Raw genomic sequence first — 15964 nt, 5'->3', positions numbered from 1 at the left:
CCGGTCGACGGGCGCTCTGCGTTCCGCCGTTTCCGGGCCCCGTGCCGTTGCCCGAACCCCCGGTGGGGTCACCCGAACTGCTGCTCCAGGTCCTTGAGCTTCTGTTCGAGCGAGGCGAGCCGGGGGAGGGGGGCGGTGTCCTCCTCCGCGGTCAGGTCGATGCTGCGGTGGGCGGGGTGGCGGGGAGGCCGGCGGGGGCTATGGCGGGCTCCGTCGGGGCGGAGGTCGCGGGGGCAGGTTCGAGTTGGCGGGTGTGCCGGGTGCGCCAACTGCTGCCGGGCTGGCGGCCGATGGCCCTGATCTCGGCGCGCTCCCGGCGGGAGGCCATCCGGCGGCGCTCCCGGTTCTCCGCCGCCGTGCGCTTGTCGTCGCGGACCTCCTCGACGGCCTCGTCCAGCGTGCGGACGCCTTCGAGCAGCATCAGCGACCACGCGGCGTAGGTCTCCCGCGGGGCGCGCAGCCAGCGGACCACGCGGATCTGCGGCAGCGGACGGGGCACCAGGCCCTGCTCGCGCAGGGCGGCGACCCGGGTCTGCTTCAGTGCGCGGTCGAACAGCACCGCGGCCGAGAGCGACATTCCGGCGAAGAACTGCGGCGCGCCGTCGTGGCCGAAACCGCGGGGCGCGTGCACCCAGTTGAACCAGGCGGAGGCCGCGGCGAACAGCCAGACCAGCAGGCGGGAGCCGAGTGCGGCGTCGCCGTGGCTGGCCTCGCGGACGGCGAGGACGGAGCAGAACATCGCGGCCCCGTCCAGGCCGAACGGGACGAGGTACTCCCAGCCGCCGGAGAGGCCGAGGTTCTGGATGCCGAAGCCGACCAGCCCGTGGAAGGAGAGCGCGGCGGCGACCGCGGCGCAGCAGAAGAGCAGCAGGTAGGAGGCGCCTCCGTAGAGGGACTCGGTGCGGCGGCGGCGCTCCTCGGCGCGTTCCCAGGAGTCCGTGCCGGCGGTGTTGGCGGCCGCCGCCGAGCGGCTGCGGGCGACGGCCAGCAGGGCGACGGCGGCGACGCATGCGGCCGCGCCGGCGACGACCCAGCCAAGCGGTATGTCCGACAGTCTCATGACCTGATCCAGCCTCGCTTTCCGCATCTTGATGGGGGAACCATCATGGCGGAGAAATTCGGGCGGGATGACCGGAACGGGACCAATACACCGTCAGGGGGGAATTCCGACAGAAAATCAAAAGATAGTCAGATCTATTTGCTGCGGGGGCAGCTGAAGCAGATCTCGGTCGGCCGGACCGTGTAGAAGAGGCAGCAGCTGACCCTGGTCCTGGTCCGGGTGCCGCCCTCCTCGCGGAAGCCCGGCACCCCCACGAACGGGGCGGACGAGGCGTCGCCCGGCAGCAGGGCGGTCAGGTCGGCCACCGCCCGGGGCTCCTCGCCGAGCAGGGTGGCGAGGTACCAGAGGCCGTCCACCACGTCGTCGGTGGCGAGCGCCCAGAGGGTGCGCGGGCCGCGACGCACGCGGGGGCGGAAGGCGTCGAGCACCGGCGCGAGATGCTCGGCGAGCGCGGCGCGCAGGGCGGAGTCGAGCGCCGGGCGGTCGGGGACGACCAGGGCGTCCGGACGGTCGGCCGCCGGGTCGTCCGGCAGGCAGTGGAAGGCGGTCGGACGGGCCGTCAGTTCGCCGGTGGCGCGGCTGATCGAGAGCCGGTCGACCGGCAGCACCGGGACGCGGCGCTCCAGGAACCAGGGCAGGGTGAAGGCCAGCGCGACGGGCCAGGCGTAGCGGTGCAGGCTGAAGCCGGCGGTGACGTCCGGGCGGGCGGGGGCGCCGTACAGGTCGAGGCCGAGGCGCTCGTCGAAGGCGATCATCGCGTCGAGCGCGGCCGGGTCGGCGGCGAGGGCCGCGGCGGTGGTCCAGCCGGGGCCGGTGCGGGGGGCAGCGGGGTGGATCCGGAGGTCCGCGAAGACCTCGGTCAGCCGCTGCCAACTCGCCCGGCAGGGGCGGGAGTCGGTGGTGGCGGGCGGGGGGCACTGCTCGACCTGGTGCGCGGTCACGCGGGCTCCCTGGGTGGTACCCCGGGAGCGGGGCCCGGGCACGGCGCGGTGGACCTGTCCGGGCCGCTGCTCCGCCCGGACAGGTAAGGCTCACCTTAGCTGATGCCGTGCCGCAGGTCCCGCACCGTGCCGCCGTCCGGGGCCGCAGCCTGCTCCGGGAGGTGTCCCAGTCGCCGCGCCAGCCACACCGGGGCCCCGCCCAGCGCCTGCACCAGCCGGGTCGCCTCCGCGCGCAGCCGCTCCGCCTCGGCCGGTTCCGACACCTCCGCGAGGGCGGCCAGGGCCGGCGCCACTCCCACCGTGAACCCCAGTCGCTCGCGCAGCTCCAGTGCCGCCCGGAAGCCGTCCCGGGCGCGTTCCAGGTCGCCCGCCGCGCCGGCCAGGCCCGCCAGGTGGCACCAGGTCGAGGAGCGCAGCAGGTCGTCGCCGCGCTCCTTGGCGCCCTCGTGCGCCCGGGTGTACGCGCTGTGCGCCGCCGCCGGATCGTGCAGCAGGTTCTCCGCGACCAGCCCGCGCCGGAAGTCCAGCAGCGGCCGGCCCGGCGCCTTCGGCGGCAGCAGCGCCGAGGTGCGGCCCAGCGCGGCCTGCGCCTCGTCCAGCCGGTCCCGGCGGCCCAGCACGCTGGCCACGTACGCCAGGTAGCCGCGCGCGCAGGAGGCCGCGGCGCGGTGCTCGCTGCCGGCGACCGAGGCTTCCGCCTGGCGCAGGGCGTCCTCCGCGCGCTCCCAGTGGTCCGCGGTGAACAGGCACTGCTCGATCAGCAGTTCGGCCCGTTGCAGCGCCGCCGTCGGGTCCCGGCCGGCCTGCGGGCGGAGCAGGTCCGCCGCCTCCTGCCAGCAGCCCCGCGACCGAAGCCGCCAGACGACGTCCGCCATGCCCCCCAGGGCAGTCCCGTGCACCGACAACGCCACCTCCTTGTGCGCGCCATGCAGCGACCCGCGGACTCCCCCCAACCCCCAGGAGCCCGCGTCGTGGCGGCAATTCAACACGCGTAGGAGCTTGTGCACCAGATCACGAGCGCGAGGAAATCCGGAACCCCGGCCTCCGGGTGACGGCGGGGTGACGCAGCGTCAGGACGTCCAGCCGGTCTCCATCAGGGCCTCCGCGGCCCCGTTCGAGGGCTGCGGGATGCCCGCCGAGTCCAGCGTGAACAGCGCCACCAGCAGCTGTTCGCCGCGGACCGTGGCCTGCCGGGAGTACCCCGAGACGGTGAACATCGCGGCCGCGACCTGCTCACTGTGCAGCGTCTCCAGCCACAGGCACTCGACCGCCTTCACGTCGGCCGGCTCGGTCCAGGTGTCCACCCGGGCCACCATCCGGCCGCCCAGCAGGGTGGTCGAGTCCCGCTCCTGACCGGCCGTCAGCTCCAGGTCGTCGAAGCCCAGCCACTGCAGGTAGCGGGCCGCCGTCAGCACCGCGTCCTGCGGGGTGCGCACCGGCTGCGGACGGAACGGCGGACGCAGCGCCCGGGCCGGGCCCGAACCCGACGCCGGCGGCTCCGGCGGCGGCACCGCCGTGGTGTACGGGCGGGCCGCCTCCGCCGGGCGGGCCGCCCGCGGGCCCGCGCTCTGCAGCTTCGGCGCACGGTCCACCGGCATCCGCACCGTCGCCCCGCAGTCGCAGGTGAACTCCGGCTGCGGCCACTGGTCGCTGCGCCCGCAGTGCGGGCAGCGCATGCTCACCCAGGAGTCCTCCCAGGAGCGGAACCGCACCTGCACCGGCACCCCGCCGCGCAGCAGCGGCACCCGCAGCTGCGCCCCGCACGGGCAGGGCAGGCTCGGCGGCTCGTAGCGGTGCTCGCGTCGGCACGCCGGGCAGCGCAGATCGCTGGCCCCGAGGGCGAACCGGGCGAGAACGGGGCCGGGTCGGCGGCGTCCTCGGGCAGCGGCATGTGCGGTCACCGTCCGTTCCGGTCGGGCTGGCAGCGTTGCGTCCATCCTCGCCGATCGGGCCCCGGCCCGGTGCGGAATGAGGTAATCCTCCACCGCAGTTGAGGTGGGGAAAAGGTGTCGGAGGCCGTGTGCGCCCCCGAGGTGACGGTGCGTCAGGCGATGCCCCAGCGGGCCAGGTCCGCCGGGGTGTCCAGATCGTCCGGGACGGCCGCACCCGTGCAGTCGACCAGGGTGACCGGGTGCTTCGCCAGCAGGGCCCGGGCGCCCGCGTCGCCGGTGGCGGTGGCCAGCAGCTCGGGGAAGTGCGCGCTGCCGATCAGCACCGGGTGCGCCCGGCGGCCGGCATAGGCGCACGCCGCCAGATCCGTGCGCCCGGCGTGCACGGCCAGCAGTCTGCGCACCGCCTCCGCCGTCACGCCGGGGGTGTCCACCAGCAGCACCAGTACGGCGCTCGCCCCCGCCGGCAGCGCGGCCAGCCCGGCCCGCAGGGAGGAGGACAGCCCCGTGCGCCACTCCGGATTGTCGACCAGCAGGCAGTCACCGGTGTCGGCACGCTCCCGGACCTCCGCCGCCGCCGCCGCGCCGAGCACCGCCACCGCCCCGTCGCACCCGCCCTCCCGGGCCACCCCCAGCGCGTGCTCCAGCAGCGGCCGGCCCCGGTACCGCAGCAGTGCCTTCGGCCGCCCGCCCAGCCTGGACCCGCCCCCCGCGGCCAGCACCAGGGCCGGCACCCGCAGTTCTGTCATGCCGTCAGTCTGCCCCGCCGCCGCGGCGACCGGGCCCGGCAGGTGGTTCGTACCGGCCGGGGTTTGCCCGGAATGTGAGGTGTGTCATGCTGCGGCGTGGTCGCCTTGACCCGCCTTTGACCGGCTGGTCTTCTGGTGCGCCGTCAGACGTCGCCCACTCGCAGAGGAATGCCGTGCGATCCCGCCGTACCGCCGTAGTCGCCGCCCTGTTGCTCGGATCGCTCGCACTCGCCGGGTGCACCGGCGCCGACAAGACCTCGGGCGGCGACCACGCCAAGCCCCAGCCGGCCAACCGCGGCGTCAGCCCGCTGCAGAACCCCGACGGCACCAAGCCCGGCCTGGCGCCCGTCACCAGCGAGGCGGACCGCAAGGCCGGCCGCGAGCTGATCGCCAAGGTGAAGACCGCCGACGCCGGCCCGAAGACCGGCTACGACCGGGACCAGTTCGGCCCGGCCTGGACGGACAACGTGGACGGCATCCCGATGGGCCACAACAGCTGCGCCACCCGGGACGACATGCTGGCCCGGGACGGACAGAAGGTGGAGCACAAGGACGGCTCCACCTGCGTGGTCACCGGCATGACGATCTGGGACCCGTACACCGGCAAGTCCGTGGACTGGACCAAGCAGCAGGCGTCGAAGATCCAGATCGACCACGTGATGCCGCTGTCCTACGACTGGCAGCAGGGCGCCTCGCAGTGGGACAAGGCGAAGCGGGTGCAGATCGCCAACGACCCGCTGAACCTGATCCCCGCGGACGGCTCGCAGAACGCCTCCAAGGGCGACTCCGGCCCGGCCACCTGGCTGCCCTCCAACGCCGAGGTGCACTGCTCCTACGCGATCCGCTGGGCGCAGGTCTCGCTGAAGTACCAGCTGCCGGTGACGCCCGCCGACAAGAAGACCATGCTGTCGCTGTGCGGCGGCTGACGGTCCGTCGGGTGCCGCGTCCGGTGCCGCGTCCGTGAAGGACCCGAGGCCGTCCGGTGCTCCCCCTGGGGGCGGGGAGCCGAACGGCCTCGGGCGCGCGGGGGACGGTCAGCCGTTCTTCGGGGCCGCCGTCAGGTCGTACATCGTGGTGCTGCCCACCGTCTTCGCGGTGTAGGTGGACTCCACCCAGGAGGCGATCTCGGACGAGAAGCTGGAGCCGCCCATCCCGCCGCCCATGCCGCCACCGCCGATGAACCAGTGCACCCTGCCCTCGGCGACCAGCTTCTTGAAGCCGTCCAGCGAGAGCGAGGGGTCGCTGCCGTTGAAGCCGCCCAGCGCCATCACCGGTTCGCCGCTGGCGAGTTGGTAGCTGGCCTGGTTCTGCGAGCCGACCGCCGCGGCCACCCAGGTGTACTTCCGGGCGTCCTGCTTCAGCAGCTCCGCCACCTCGGCCGGGACCTTCGCGCCGTCCAGCAGGCCGCCCATGCCGCCGCCCATGCCGCCGCGCCCGGCGCGGCCCTCGTCGGTGCCGCCCGGGAAGCCGGGGAACGCACCGGCCTGGCCGCCGTCCTGGCCACCCGTCCGGCCGCCCGGCAGGCTGCCGCCGGGGAGCGCGCCGCCCGGGAAGCCGTTCCCGGCGCCGCCGTTCTGGCCGTCCTGACCGGCCCGGCCGTTCTGGCCTCCGCCGGGGAAGCCCGGGAAGCCGGGGAAGTTGCCGCGCACCTTGCCGCCGCGACCGCCGCCGGGCCCGAAGCCGCCGCCCTGCACCTGCGGTCCGGCGGTGACGATGGAGCCGCTGTGGCCGGTGGAGACGGTGTCGACGGCGTACGCGGCCGGTCCGGCCAGGCCCGCCGCCAGTGCGGTGAGGCCCGCGACGGCGGCGACCCGGCCGCCGACCGGGCCGGTGAGCCGGCCCGCGGCGAGCAGGGCGACGGCGGCGAGCAGACCGCCGACCAGCACCGCCCAGCGCAGCCAGGGCACGAACTCGGCGCTGCGGCCCAGGAGTCGGAACGCCCACCAGGCGGTGACGGCGACCGTCACGGCGAGCACCGCCGCGTACGGCAGGCGGTGGCGGGCCTTCCACAGGCCGTCCGCGCCCATGCCGACCAGGGCGGCGACCGCCGGGACCAGGGCCACCGTGTAGTACTGGTGGAAGATGCCGGACATGAAGCTGAAGGTCAGCGCGGTGCACAGCAGCCAGCCGCCCCAGACCTGGAAGGCGATCCGGGCCGAGTCGGTGCGGGCGTGGCGGCGGGTGGCCCAGAGGCCGAACACCAGCAGGATCAGCGCGGCGGGCATCAGCCAGGCGATCTGCCCGCCGATGTCGCCGTCGAACAGCCGGGTGAGGCCGGTGGAGCCCCACCTGCCGCCGCCGTTCATCGGGTTGCCCCCGCCGCCGGCGCGACCGCCGCCGCCGACGCTGCCGGTCTCGTTGCCGGTGATCCGGCCGAAGCCGTTGTAGCCGAAGGTCAGCGAGAGGAAGGAGTTGTCCTGCGAGCCGCCGATGTACGGGCGGGCGGAGGCCGGCATCAGCTCGACGACCGCCACCCACCAGCCGCCGGCCACCACCATCGCCAGGGTGCCGTACAGCAGTTGGAGCCAGCGGCGGCCCCAGCCGGTGGGCGCGGTGAACAGGTACACCAGGGCGAAGGCGGGCAGCACGAGGAACGCCTGCAGGGTCTTGGTGAGGAACGCCAGGCCGAACATCACGCCGACGAACACCAGCCAGCGGGTGGAGGCCGTCTCGGTGGCCCGGACGGTGCCGTACGCGGCGAGCGTGAGCAGCAGCACCAGCAGCGCGTCCGGGTTGTTGAAGCGGAACATCAGCGCCGCGACCGGGGTCAGCGCCAGCGCCGCGCCCGCGACCAGGCCGCCGAGCGCGGAGAACCGGCGGCGCACCGTGGCGTACACGGCGGCGACGGTGCCGACGCCCATCAGCACCTGCGGGGCGAGCACGCTGAACGAGCTCAGGCCGAGGAGCCGGGCGGAGAGCGCCATCGGCCACAGCGAGAGCGGCGGCTTGTCGACGGTGATGAAGTTCGCCGCGTCCGAGGACCCGAAGAACATCGCCTTCCAGCTGACGCTGCCCGCCTGCACGGCCGCCGAGTAGAAGGCGTTGGCCCAGCCGGAGGCGGTCAGGTTCCAGAAGTAGAGGACGGCGGTGGCCAGCAGCAGGCCGAGGAACGCCGGCCGGACCCAGCGCGGGTCGTCCTCGCGCCCGCGCCAGGTGCGGCCGGGCAGGGTGCGCAGCCGGCCGGCCCAGGTGGCCGGGCCCTTGGGGCCGACGGGCGGCAGCGCGACGGGCGGGAACAGCGTCTCAGCGGGCCGCTCGCGCCCGGCCTCGGCGGGCGGCGGCGCGGGCCAGTCGGTCGGGCCGGACGCGGAGGCGTCGGCCGGGACCGCCGGCGGCGGGTATTTCGCGGCGTCGGGCCACGGCTCGCTGGTCGGAGGAACGGAACTGGACGTGGTCATGGGAACACGCTGATCGGCGACCCTGAGAACACGATGAGACCCGACTATGAGCGGGCTGTGTTCTCCTCGCCCTCACCCGCACGGCTGACGGTTCGTCAGCCGGCGGGCGCCGGCTGCGGCTGGGCGAGGCGGCTGCCGAGCCAGGTCAGCGCCGGCGGGATCTCCCGGGTCCAGGTGTGGAAGTTGTGGCCGCCGCTCTCCAGGGTGATGGTGGAGAGCTTGGTCGGCTCCTTGAACGCGGCGACCATCTGCTGGGTCGCCGGGTAGTTCTCCTCGTTGTTGCTGGTGGCCAGCAGCAGCGAGACCGGCGGCGCGGGCTTGTTCCGCAGCCGCCACAGCAGGTCGTTGTCCTGCTTGACCTCGGCGCTGCCGCCGAACAGGTCGCCGGTGGTCGGGTCGTTGTGGACCTCGTAGTAGCCGGAGAGCGCGATCGCCGAGCGGTACGAATCGGGCTTGCGCACCGCGAACTTGACGGCGCAGTAGCCGCCGGTGGAGTCGCCGATCACCGCGCGGGCCTCGGGCCGGTCGTCGACCCGGTAGCTGGCGGACATCGCCTTCGGCAGGTCCTCGGTGAAGAAGGTCTCCGCCTGGGGCCCGCCGGGGACGTCCATGCACTCGGTGTCGCGGTTGCCGACCAGGGTGGGGCGCATCATCACCAGCACCGTCGGCGGCAGCTGCTTGGCCTCGATCGCGTTCAGCGTCGACGCCGGGTACTGGAGCAGCGAGATCAGCTTCTCCGGCGTCCCCGGGTAGCCCGACAGCGCCAGCAGCATCGGGAACCTGGTGCCCGCGTAGGCCGGCTGGAAGTACTGCGGCGGCAGGTACACGTACGCGGGGGTGCCGGTCAGGCCGGACCGCTCGCCGTGGATCTCGACCTTCTGGATGGTGCCGGAGCGGTCCTGCGCGGAGCCCTGCGAGGAGTACATCTTCTGCTCGCCGGTCACCGAGACGGCCTTGCCGCCCGGCTGGTGGTCGACCACCGTGCCGGGGCTGCCGTCCAGGCCGAGCAGGTCGCTCCAGGTCGAGTAGAAGCCGAAGTAGGAGTTGGCGACCAGGCCCATCGCGACCAGCACCGCGATCTGCGTCCCGAAGAACGCGCCCAGCCGCCCGAGCCACGCCCGCCAGTTCCGCCCGCCCAGCCGGGGCCACAGCCACATGGTGGCCGCGAAGGCGGCGACGGCCAGCACGCTGGCGATGATCTGGATCGGGACTCCGGTCAGGCTCGGCACCCGATGATCGTAAGGTACGGATTCATCAACCTCACAGCCGCCTCCCAGCACCCTCCCGGGTTTGCCAAGCCCGGCCCAAGGGCACGCCAACTCCCCGCTCCGCCGGGACCCGTCGGGCGGGGCCCGACGTGGTGACGGCCCGCCGCACCCATGGGGAAGATGCGGCGGGCCGTCCGTTTCAGGATGTGACGAGGGGTCAGCCCAGGCTGCTGGAGATGGTGTTCAGCAGGGTGGCGGAGTCGTCGTCGTTCTCCAGGGCGAAGGCGAACATGCCGCCGAGGCCCTTGGACTTGGCGTAGGCCGCGCGGGCCTGGATGGCCCTCGGGTCGTCACCGGTCCAGAAGTTGGTGCCGTCGTAGACCCAGGTGGACTCGGTGATCGGGTCCCAGTGGGTGTTCTGGGCGGTGAGGGTGAGCTCGCGCCAGCTGGCGAGGCCGGCCTCCTGGCTGCCGGGCTTGGCCGGGGTGGCGCCGGTGGCCTTCTGGTAGAGGCCGTAGTTGTTGCCGGCCGCCACGCCCGTCCAGCCGCGGAAGTAGAACGGGATGCCGAGGATGATCTTGTTGGTGGGGAAGCCGCCGGCGATGCCGTACTCGGGCAGGCCGGTGGTGTAGGCCGCCAGCGTGGTGTCCACGTTGTACTTGGCGGTGCCGGGGGTGATCGGCGTGGTGGGGTCGTTCGGGCTGTCGTGCAGCGGGTCCTGGAGGTTGGTCGGGCCGGTGGCGTCCCAGGAGCCGTGCATGTCGTAGGTCATGATGTCGGCGTAGTCCAGGTACGCGCCGATCTTGTCGGTCTCGATGTACTGGATCTTGTCCTGGCCGGACGGCAGCGCCGCGGTCAGCAGGAACTTCTTGCCGACGCTCGCGCCGTAGCTGTCCAGCTGGCTGCGGAACTCGGCGAGCAGCGCGGTGAAGTTCTGCTTGTCGGCGGCGGAGTAGTGGTTGCCGGTGTGGCCGCCGGCCGAGCCCGGGTACTCCCAGTCGATGTCGATGCCGTCGAAGATGCCCGCTCCGGTGGCGGCGCCGCCGGAGGCGTCACCGGCGACGCCGGTCGGCAGGTTGCCCTTGAGGAACATGTCGATGCAGGAGGAGACCAGCTTCTTGCGCGAGGCGTCGGTGGCCGCCGCGTCGGAGAAGTACTTGGAGTAGGTCCAGCCGCCGAGCGACAGGGTGACCCGCAGGTTCGGGTTCTTCGCCTTGAGCTGGCGCAGCTGGTTGAAGTTGCCCTTCAGCGGCTGCTGCCAGTCGTCCGCGGAGCCGTCCACGGAGATCGCGCCCGAGAAGTCCATCTGGTAGTCGGCGTACGCGTCGGCCGCGCCGTCGCCCGCGTTCGGGTTGTCCTCGTGGCTGGCGTCGGAGGCCTTGACCGCCTCGAAGCAGTTGAGGTTGGTCGGGTGGATGTTCTCGAACGCGTAGGAGATGACGTCGAGCTTGGCGGCCGCGCCCGAGGTGTCGACGTTCTTCGGGTAGTAGGCGGCGTCGTACACCGACCACTGGTCGAAGTAGGCGGACTTGAGCGGCTTGGCGGCCGGCGCCGCGGCGGTGGAGGTGGTCACCGCGGCGGACTGCTGGGAGGCGTGGCCGGCCTTGTCGTACGCCTGCACGGTGAAGGTGTACGAGGTGTTCGGCAGCAGCGAGGAGATCGCCACGGAGGTGCCCATCGAGGTGCCGACCAGCTGGCCCTTCGACCAGACCTTGTAGCCGACGTAGTTGTCGGTGGAGTCGGTCGAGGCGTTCCACTTCAGCACCACGGCGTTGGCGGTGGTGCGGGTGACGGTCACGCCGCCCGGGACGGTGATCTTGCCGTCGCCGCCGGGGCCGTTGCCGGTGCCGGAGCTGGAACTCGCGGACGGGGACGGCGAGCTGGAGGCGGAGGCGCTGGGCGAGGCGCTCTGCGAGGGGCTGGCCGACGCCGAGGCGCTGGCGCTGGCGCTCGCGGAGGCGCTGGCGGAGGTCGACGGGCTCGGCGAGCCGCCGGTGCCGGGGCCGGTCAGGCTGAGGTCGTCCGCCTGGTACGCGCCGGTGCCGTACCAGCCGTGGGTGAAGACCGTCACCGAGGTGGTGCTCGCGCCGGTGGTGAAGGTGGTGCTCAGCTGGGTCCAGTTGGACGCGCCGGGCGTCCAGGTGGAGGCGTTGACGCCGGTGCCGGTGGCGCCCAGGTACACGTAGCTGCCCTTGAGGAAGCCGGAGAGCGTGTACTTGGTGTTCGGCTGGACGGTCACGGTCTGCTGGCACTGGCCGGTGTCGGCGGCGGTGGCGTTGCCGTTCAGGGCGAAGGACCCGCCGTGCACGGGGGTGCCGACCACCGAGCCGTTGGTGCAGGTCCAGCCGCTCAGCGAGCCGGCCTCGAAGTCGCCGTTGGCGAGCAGGTTGACGGTGGCCGCCGAGGCGCTGCCGAGGGAGAGCGCGAGCGCGGTGGAGCCGACCGTCATGGCGGTGGCCACCACGAGGGCGCCGGCGCGCCGCCGGGAGGGGGCCCGGCGCGTCGACCCGGGTGCGGGCGTGGCCCGTTCAAGCATGGAGGAACCTCCGGAGTAGTGGGGTTGTCCGGTAGGTGCGGCGGCCCGACGGGCCCAGGTGGGAGCCTGCGCGCTTGGGGTGAGCGCGTCACCTAGATTGGACTGGACCAATCCTCCGGGTCAAGGATTTCGGCCCACGAACCGTCAGGAACCTTTCCGAACAACCGGGTTGGGTCGGAATCCGGCGGAGGGTGGCGGAAAAGGCACGTCCGCGGGTGGTGCGCCCCCGGTTCTCAGTTGCACATGACTTGCAATTGCAGCCATTTCGACGGAAGGATGATCCGGCTCACCACCCTCTCGGAAGGACCTCCCATGCCAGCGCCCAGCCGTCTGCGCGACCGGCTCACCCGCGAGGAGTGGATCCGGCTGGCCGGAATGGCCGCGTTCGTCCTCGCCCTGCACGTGGTCGGGTGGTTCACCCTGCTGGCGGTCATCGCCCCCGAGCACTACGACGTCGGCGGCCAGGTGTTCGGCGCCGGCATGGGCCTGACGGCGTACACCCTCGGCATGCGGCACGCCTTCGACGCCGACCACATCGCGGCCATCGACAACACCACCCGCAAGCTGATGGGCCAGGGCAAGCGCCCGCTCTCGGTGGGCTTCTGGTTCTCGCTCGGCCACTCGTCGATCGTCTTCGGCCTGTGCGCCCTGCTGGCCTTCGGCATCCGCTCGCTGGCCGGGCAGGTGGAGTCCGACGACTCCGCCCTGCACACGGCCACCGGCCTGATCGGAGTCTCGGTCTCCGGCACCTTCCTGGTGCTGATCGGCCTGATCAACCTGGGCGCCTTCAACGGCATCCTGAAGGTGTTCCGGCGGATGCGCCAGGGCGACTTCGACGAGGCCGAGCTGGAGCGGCAGTTGGACAAGCGCGGCTTCCTGAACCGGATCCTGGGCCGGGTCACCCGGGCGGTCACCAAGCCGTGGCACATGTACCCGGTGGGCCTGCTGTTCGGCCTCGGCTTCGACACCGCCACCGAGGTGTCGCTGCTGGTGCTGGCCGGCGGCGCGGCCGCGTTCTCGCTGCCCTGGTACGCGCTGCTGGTGCTGCCGATCCTGTTCGCGGCCGGCATGAGCCTGCTGGACACCATCGACGGCTCGTTCATGAACTTCGCCTACGAGTGGGCGTTCTCCAAGCCGGTCCGCAAGATCTACTACAACCTCACCGTCACCGGTCTGTCGGTGCTGGTCGCGCTGGTGATCGGCGTGATCGAGCTGGTCGGCCTGCTGGCCGAGAAGCTGGACATCACCTCCGGCCCGATCGGCTGGATCGGCTCGCTCGACCTCAACCTGGTCGGCTACGTGATCGTCGGCCTGTTCGTGGTCACCTGGGCCGGGGCGATGGCCTTCTGGAAGTTCGGCAAGGTCGAGCAGAAGTGGTCGGCGGGGCTGCGCGAGCAGGCCTGACCGACGCCGCGTCAGCACCGAAGGGGCACCCGCCGGGTGCCCCTTCTCGCGCACCCGGGGCGGTTCGGTGGCTTGTTCGCGGCGGTTCGGCGGTGGGAAGTTCCGGCCCGGTGGCCAGAAGTTCATGTCAAGGCCCTTGTCGGGTCATTCTCTACGCGCGTATCTTTCTGGCTGGATCTACGCGAGTAGCCATCCAGGGCCCGTCCGGTGGACCGGAGCGGCCCTGGCAGCCAGCCTTCTGACGAACCCTCAACGCCACCCGGCGCCCCACGACGGCGACCGGGCCATGGTCCTGCCACGAAGGAGCCCCGCAACGGTGCCCAGCCCCACCCCCGCCCGCCGCTCCCGCCGCACCCTGCTGCGCGTCACCGCGCCGGCCGCGGTCGCCGCGTCCCTGGTCCTCGTCCCGCTGCCGGGCGCGTTCGCCGCGCCGTCCACCGGAGCGGTGATCGCCGAGGTGTACGGCGGCGGCGGCAACTCCGGTGCCACGCTGAAGAACGACTTCATCGAGCTCGGCAACCCGACCGGCGCCGCCTTCGGCCTGTCCGGCTACAGCGTGCAGTACCTGCCCGGCAGCCCCAGCGCCTCCAGCCAGTGGGGCGTCACCCCGCTGACCGGCTCGATCCCGGCCGGCGGCCGCTACCTGGTCGCCGAGGCCCCGGGTGCCGGCGGCACCGCGGACCTCCCGGCCGCCGACGCCAGCGGCAGCCTCGCGCTGTCCGCCACCTCCGGCACCGTCGCGCTGGTCAACGGCACCGCCGCGCTGAGCTGCAAGACCGCCGCCGACTGCGCCGCCGACCCGCGGATCGTCGACCTGCTCGGCTTCGGCTCCGCCGTGGTCCGCGAGGGCAGCGGCCCGGCCGCCGGCGCCTCCAACACCGCCTCGGTGGCGCGCGGTTCCTCGCTCGCCGACACCGACGACAACGCCAAGGACTTCACCGCCGGCGACCCGACCCCGGTCAACTCCAAGGGCGCGGGCACCGGCGGCGGCACCCCCGGCGGCGGCGACGGCGGCACCACCCCGCCCGTCCCCGGCGACGTGCGCATCCACGACATCCAGGGCACCACCCGGATCTCGCCGCTGAACACCAAGACCGTCACCAACGTGCCCGGCATCGTCACCGGCGTGCGCGGCTACGGCACCAAGGGCTTCTGGATCCAGGACCCGAACCCGGACGCCAACCCGGCCACCAGCGAGGCCGTGTTCGTCTACACCGGCTCCGCCGCCCCGACCGTCAAGGTCGGCGACTCGGTGCTGGTCACCGCCAAGGTCAGCGAGTACTACCCGAACAGCTCGGGCGGCTCCCAGTCGGTCACCGAGCTGACCGGTCCGAAGACCACCGTGCTGTCCTCGGACAACGCCGTCCCCGCCGCCGTGGTGCTGGACGCCGCCAACATCCCCGCCGCGTACGCGCCGGACAACGCCGGCGGCTCGATCGACAACCTGCCGCTGAACCCGTCGGCGTACGCCCTCGACCTGTACGAGTCGCTGGAGGGCATGAACGTCGAGGTCCGCGACGTGCCCGTGGTGCAGGCCACCGACAAGTACAACGAGCTGTGGGTGGACGCCAGTTCGGCCGACCCGCGGACCGGCCGCGGCGGCGTCGTCTACCTCGGCTACGACAAGCCGAACACCGGCCGGATCATGATCCAGTCGCTGCCGCCGCTGACCCAGCAGCCGTTCCCGGTCGCCAACGTCGGCGACGAGCTGACCGGTTCGACCGCCGGCCCGCTCGACTACAACCAGTTCGGCGGCTACACCATCGCCGCGAACACCGTCGGCGCGGTCAAGGACAACGGCCTCCAGCGCGAGGTCGCCGACCGGGCGCTGCCCAGCGAACTCTCCATCGCCACCTACAACGTGGAGAACCTCGACCCGAGCGACGGCCCCGCCAAGTTCGCCGAGCTCGCCCAGGCCGTGGTCACCAACCTGCGCTCGCCCGACATCATCGCCCTGGAGGAGATCCAGGACAACAACGGCGCCGTCAACGACGGCACCGTGGACGCCTCGGTCACCGTCCGGACCTTCATCGACGCGATCAAGGCCGCCGGCGGCCCCGCCTACGACTGGCGCTCCGTCGACCCGGTGGACGGCAAGGACGGCGGCGAGCCCGGCGGCAACATCCGCCAGGTCTTCCTGTTCAACCCCGACCGGGTGTCCTTCACCGACATCCCCGGCGGCGACTCCACCACCGCCGTCGACGTCACCGGCACCGGCAAGCGCACCTCGCTGACCGCCTCGCCCGGCCGGATCGCCCCGGCGGACGAGGCCTGGAACACCAGCCGCAAGCCGCTGATCGGCCAGTTCAGCTTCCACAACAAGCCGGTCTTCGTGATCGCCAACCACTTCAACAGCAAGGGCGGCGACCAGGGCATCGACAGCCGCTTCCAGGCCCCGACCCGCAGCTCCGAGGTGCAGCGCGGCAAGCAGGCCGCCGTCGAGCAGGCCTTCGTGGCCAAGCTGCTCGCCGCCGACCCGGGCGCCCGCGTCGTCTCGCTCGGCGACTTCAACGACTACCAGTTCTCGCCCGCGCTGCAGACCCTCACCAAGGACGGCGTGCTCCGCGACCTGGTGAACGAACTGCCCGAGAGCGAGCGCTACTCGTACGTCTACCAGGGCAACTCGCAGGTGCTCGACCACATCCTGGTCAGCCCCGCGTTCAAGCAGCAGCACGTCCGCTACGACGTGGTGCACATCAACAGCGAGTTCGCCGCGCAGGCCTCCGACCACGACCCGCAGGTGGTCCGCGTCAAGCCGTGACGGCCGCCTTCCCGGTGA

The 15964-nt window shown here is 72.8% G+C and carries 10 protein-coding genes and 1 pseudogene; 3 read left to right on the top strand and 8 right to left on the bottom strand.

Annotation, left to right across the window (positions count from 1 at the left end; translation table 11 throughout):
• Positions 1-68 precede the first annotated feature (68 nt).
• The 5 genes and pseudogenes from KCH_RS09315 to KCH_RS09295 form a co-directional block, all read right to left on the bottom strand.
• Positions 69-1060: pseudogene (locus KCH_RS09315) on the bottom strand (DUF2637 domain-containing protein).
• Between the two features lie 134 nt (positions 1061-1194).
• Entirely contained in the window at positions 1195-2001 is an 807-nt protein-coding gene (locus KCH_RS09310; protein ID WP_035861216.1) for a (2Fe-2S)-binding protein, read from the bottom strand.
• A gap of 95 nt (positions 2002-2096) precedes the next feature.
• Positions 2097-2876, bottom strand: a complete 780-nt coding sequence (locus tag KCH_RS09305) for a tetratricopeptide repeat protein (protein ID WP_051652914.1) — start codon at positions 2874-2876, stop codon at positions 2097-2099.
• 195 nt (positions 2877-3071) lie between these two features.
• The gene (locus KCH_RS09300; protein WP_244305252.1) at positions 3072-3902 is read right to left on the bottom strand and encodes a hypothetical protein; all 831 of its coding nucleotides are present in this window, start codon (positions 3900-3902) and stop codon (positions 3072-3074) included.
• Between the two features lie 143 nt (positions 3903-4045).
• Positions 4046-4639 carry a nucleotidyltransferase family protein gene (locus KCH_RS09295; protein WP_035861215.1) on the bottom strand — a complete coding sequence of 198 codons (594 nt, stop codon included), beginning with the start codon at positions 4637-4639 and terminating at the stop codon, positions 4046-4048.
• A 173-nt stretch (positions 4640-4812) separates the two neighbouring features.
• Here KCH_RS09295 and KCH_RS09290 point away from each other — a divergent pair, with 173 nt between their 5' ends.
• Complete coding sequence (locus KCH_RS09290) at positions 4813-5565, top strand: HNH endonuclease family protein (protein WP_035861198.1); 753 nt, start codon at positions 4813-4815, stop codon at positions 5563-5565.
• A gap of 108 nt (positions 5566-5673) precedes the next feature.
• Here the strand turns inward: KCH_RS09290 and KCH_RS09285 are convergent, their stop codons facing one another.
• The 3 genes from KCH_RS09285 to KCH_RS09275 all read right to left on the bottom strand — a co-directional run bounded on the left by KCH_RS09285 (position 5674) and on the right by KCH_RS09275 (position 11781).
• Complete coding sequence (locus tag KCH_RS09285; protein ID WP_035861196.1) at positions 5674-8037, bottom strand: ArnT family glycosyltransferase; 2364 nt, start codon at positions 8035-8037, stop codon at positions 5674-5676.
• A gap of 95 nt (positions 8038-8132) precedes the next feature.
• Complete coding sequence (locus tag KCH_RS09280; RefSeq protein ID WP_035861193.1) at positions 8133-9266, bottom strand: alpha/beta hydrolase; 1134 nt, start codon at positions 9264-9266, stop codon at positions 8133-8135.
• A gap of 196 nt (positions 9267-9462) precedes the next feature.
• Positions 9463-11781: a glycosyl hydrolase family 18 protein gene (locus tag KCH_RS09275; protein WP_051652913.1), complete on the bottom strand. Its 2319-nt coding sequence runs from the start codon at positions 11779-11781 to the stop codon at positions 9463-9465.
• Between the two features lie 312 nt (positions 11782-12093).
• On the opposite strand from KCH_RS09275, the gene nicT reads away from it, so the two are divergent.
• Positions 12094-13185, top strand: a complete 1092-nt coding sequence (gene nicT, locus KCH_RS09270) for a Nickel transporter NicT (RefSeq protein ID WP_035861191.1) — start codon at positions 12094-12096, stop codon at positions 13183-13185.
• A gap of 316 nt (positions 13186-13501) precedes the next feature.
• On the top strand, positions 13502-15946 hold the full coding sequence (locus KCH_RS09265) for an endonuclease/exonuclease/phosphatase family protein (RefSeq protein ID WP_425268750.1): 2445 nt from the start codon (positions 13502-13504) through the stop codon (positions 15944-15946).
• Positions 15947-15964: the final 18 nt, after the last annotated feature.

The organism is Kitasatospora cheerisanensis KCTC 2395 (assembly GCF_000696185.1).
Classification (GTDB): Bacteria; Actinomycetota; Actinomycetes; order Streptomycetales; family Streptomycetaceae; genus Kitasatospora; species Kitasatospora cheerisanensis.
Note: the sequence above shows the minus strand (reverse complement) of the source record. Positions and strands in the feature narration are given on the sequence as shown.

Coding starts and splice junctions, on each gene's coding strand:
- KCH_RS09305 (WP_051652914.1), bottom strand. CDS start 2,876: ATGGCGGACGTCGTCTGGCGGCTTCGGTCGCGGGGCTGCTGGCAGGAG.
- KCH_RS09295 (WP_035861215.1), bottom strand. CDS start 4,639: ATGACAGAACTGCGGGTGCCGGCCCTGGTGCTGGCCGCGGGGGGCGGG.
- KCH_RS09285 (WP_035861196.1), bottom strand. CDS start 8,037: ATGACCACGTCCAGTTCCGTTCCTCCGACCAGCGAGCCGTGGCCCGAC.
- KCH_RS09275 (WP_051652913.1), bottom strand. CDS start 11,781: ATGCTTGAACGGGCCACGCCCGCACCCGGGTCGACGCGCCGGGCCCCC.
- nicT (WP_035861191.1), top strand. CDS start 12,094: ATGCCAGCGCCCAGCCGTCTGCGCGACCGGCTCACCCGCGAGGAGTGG.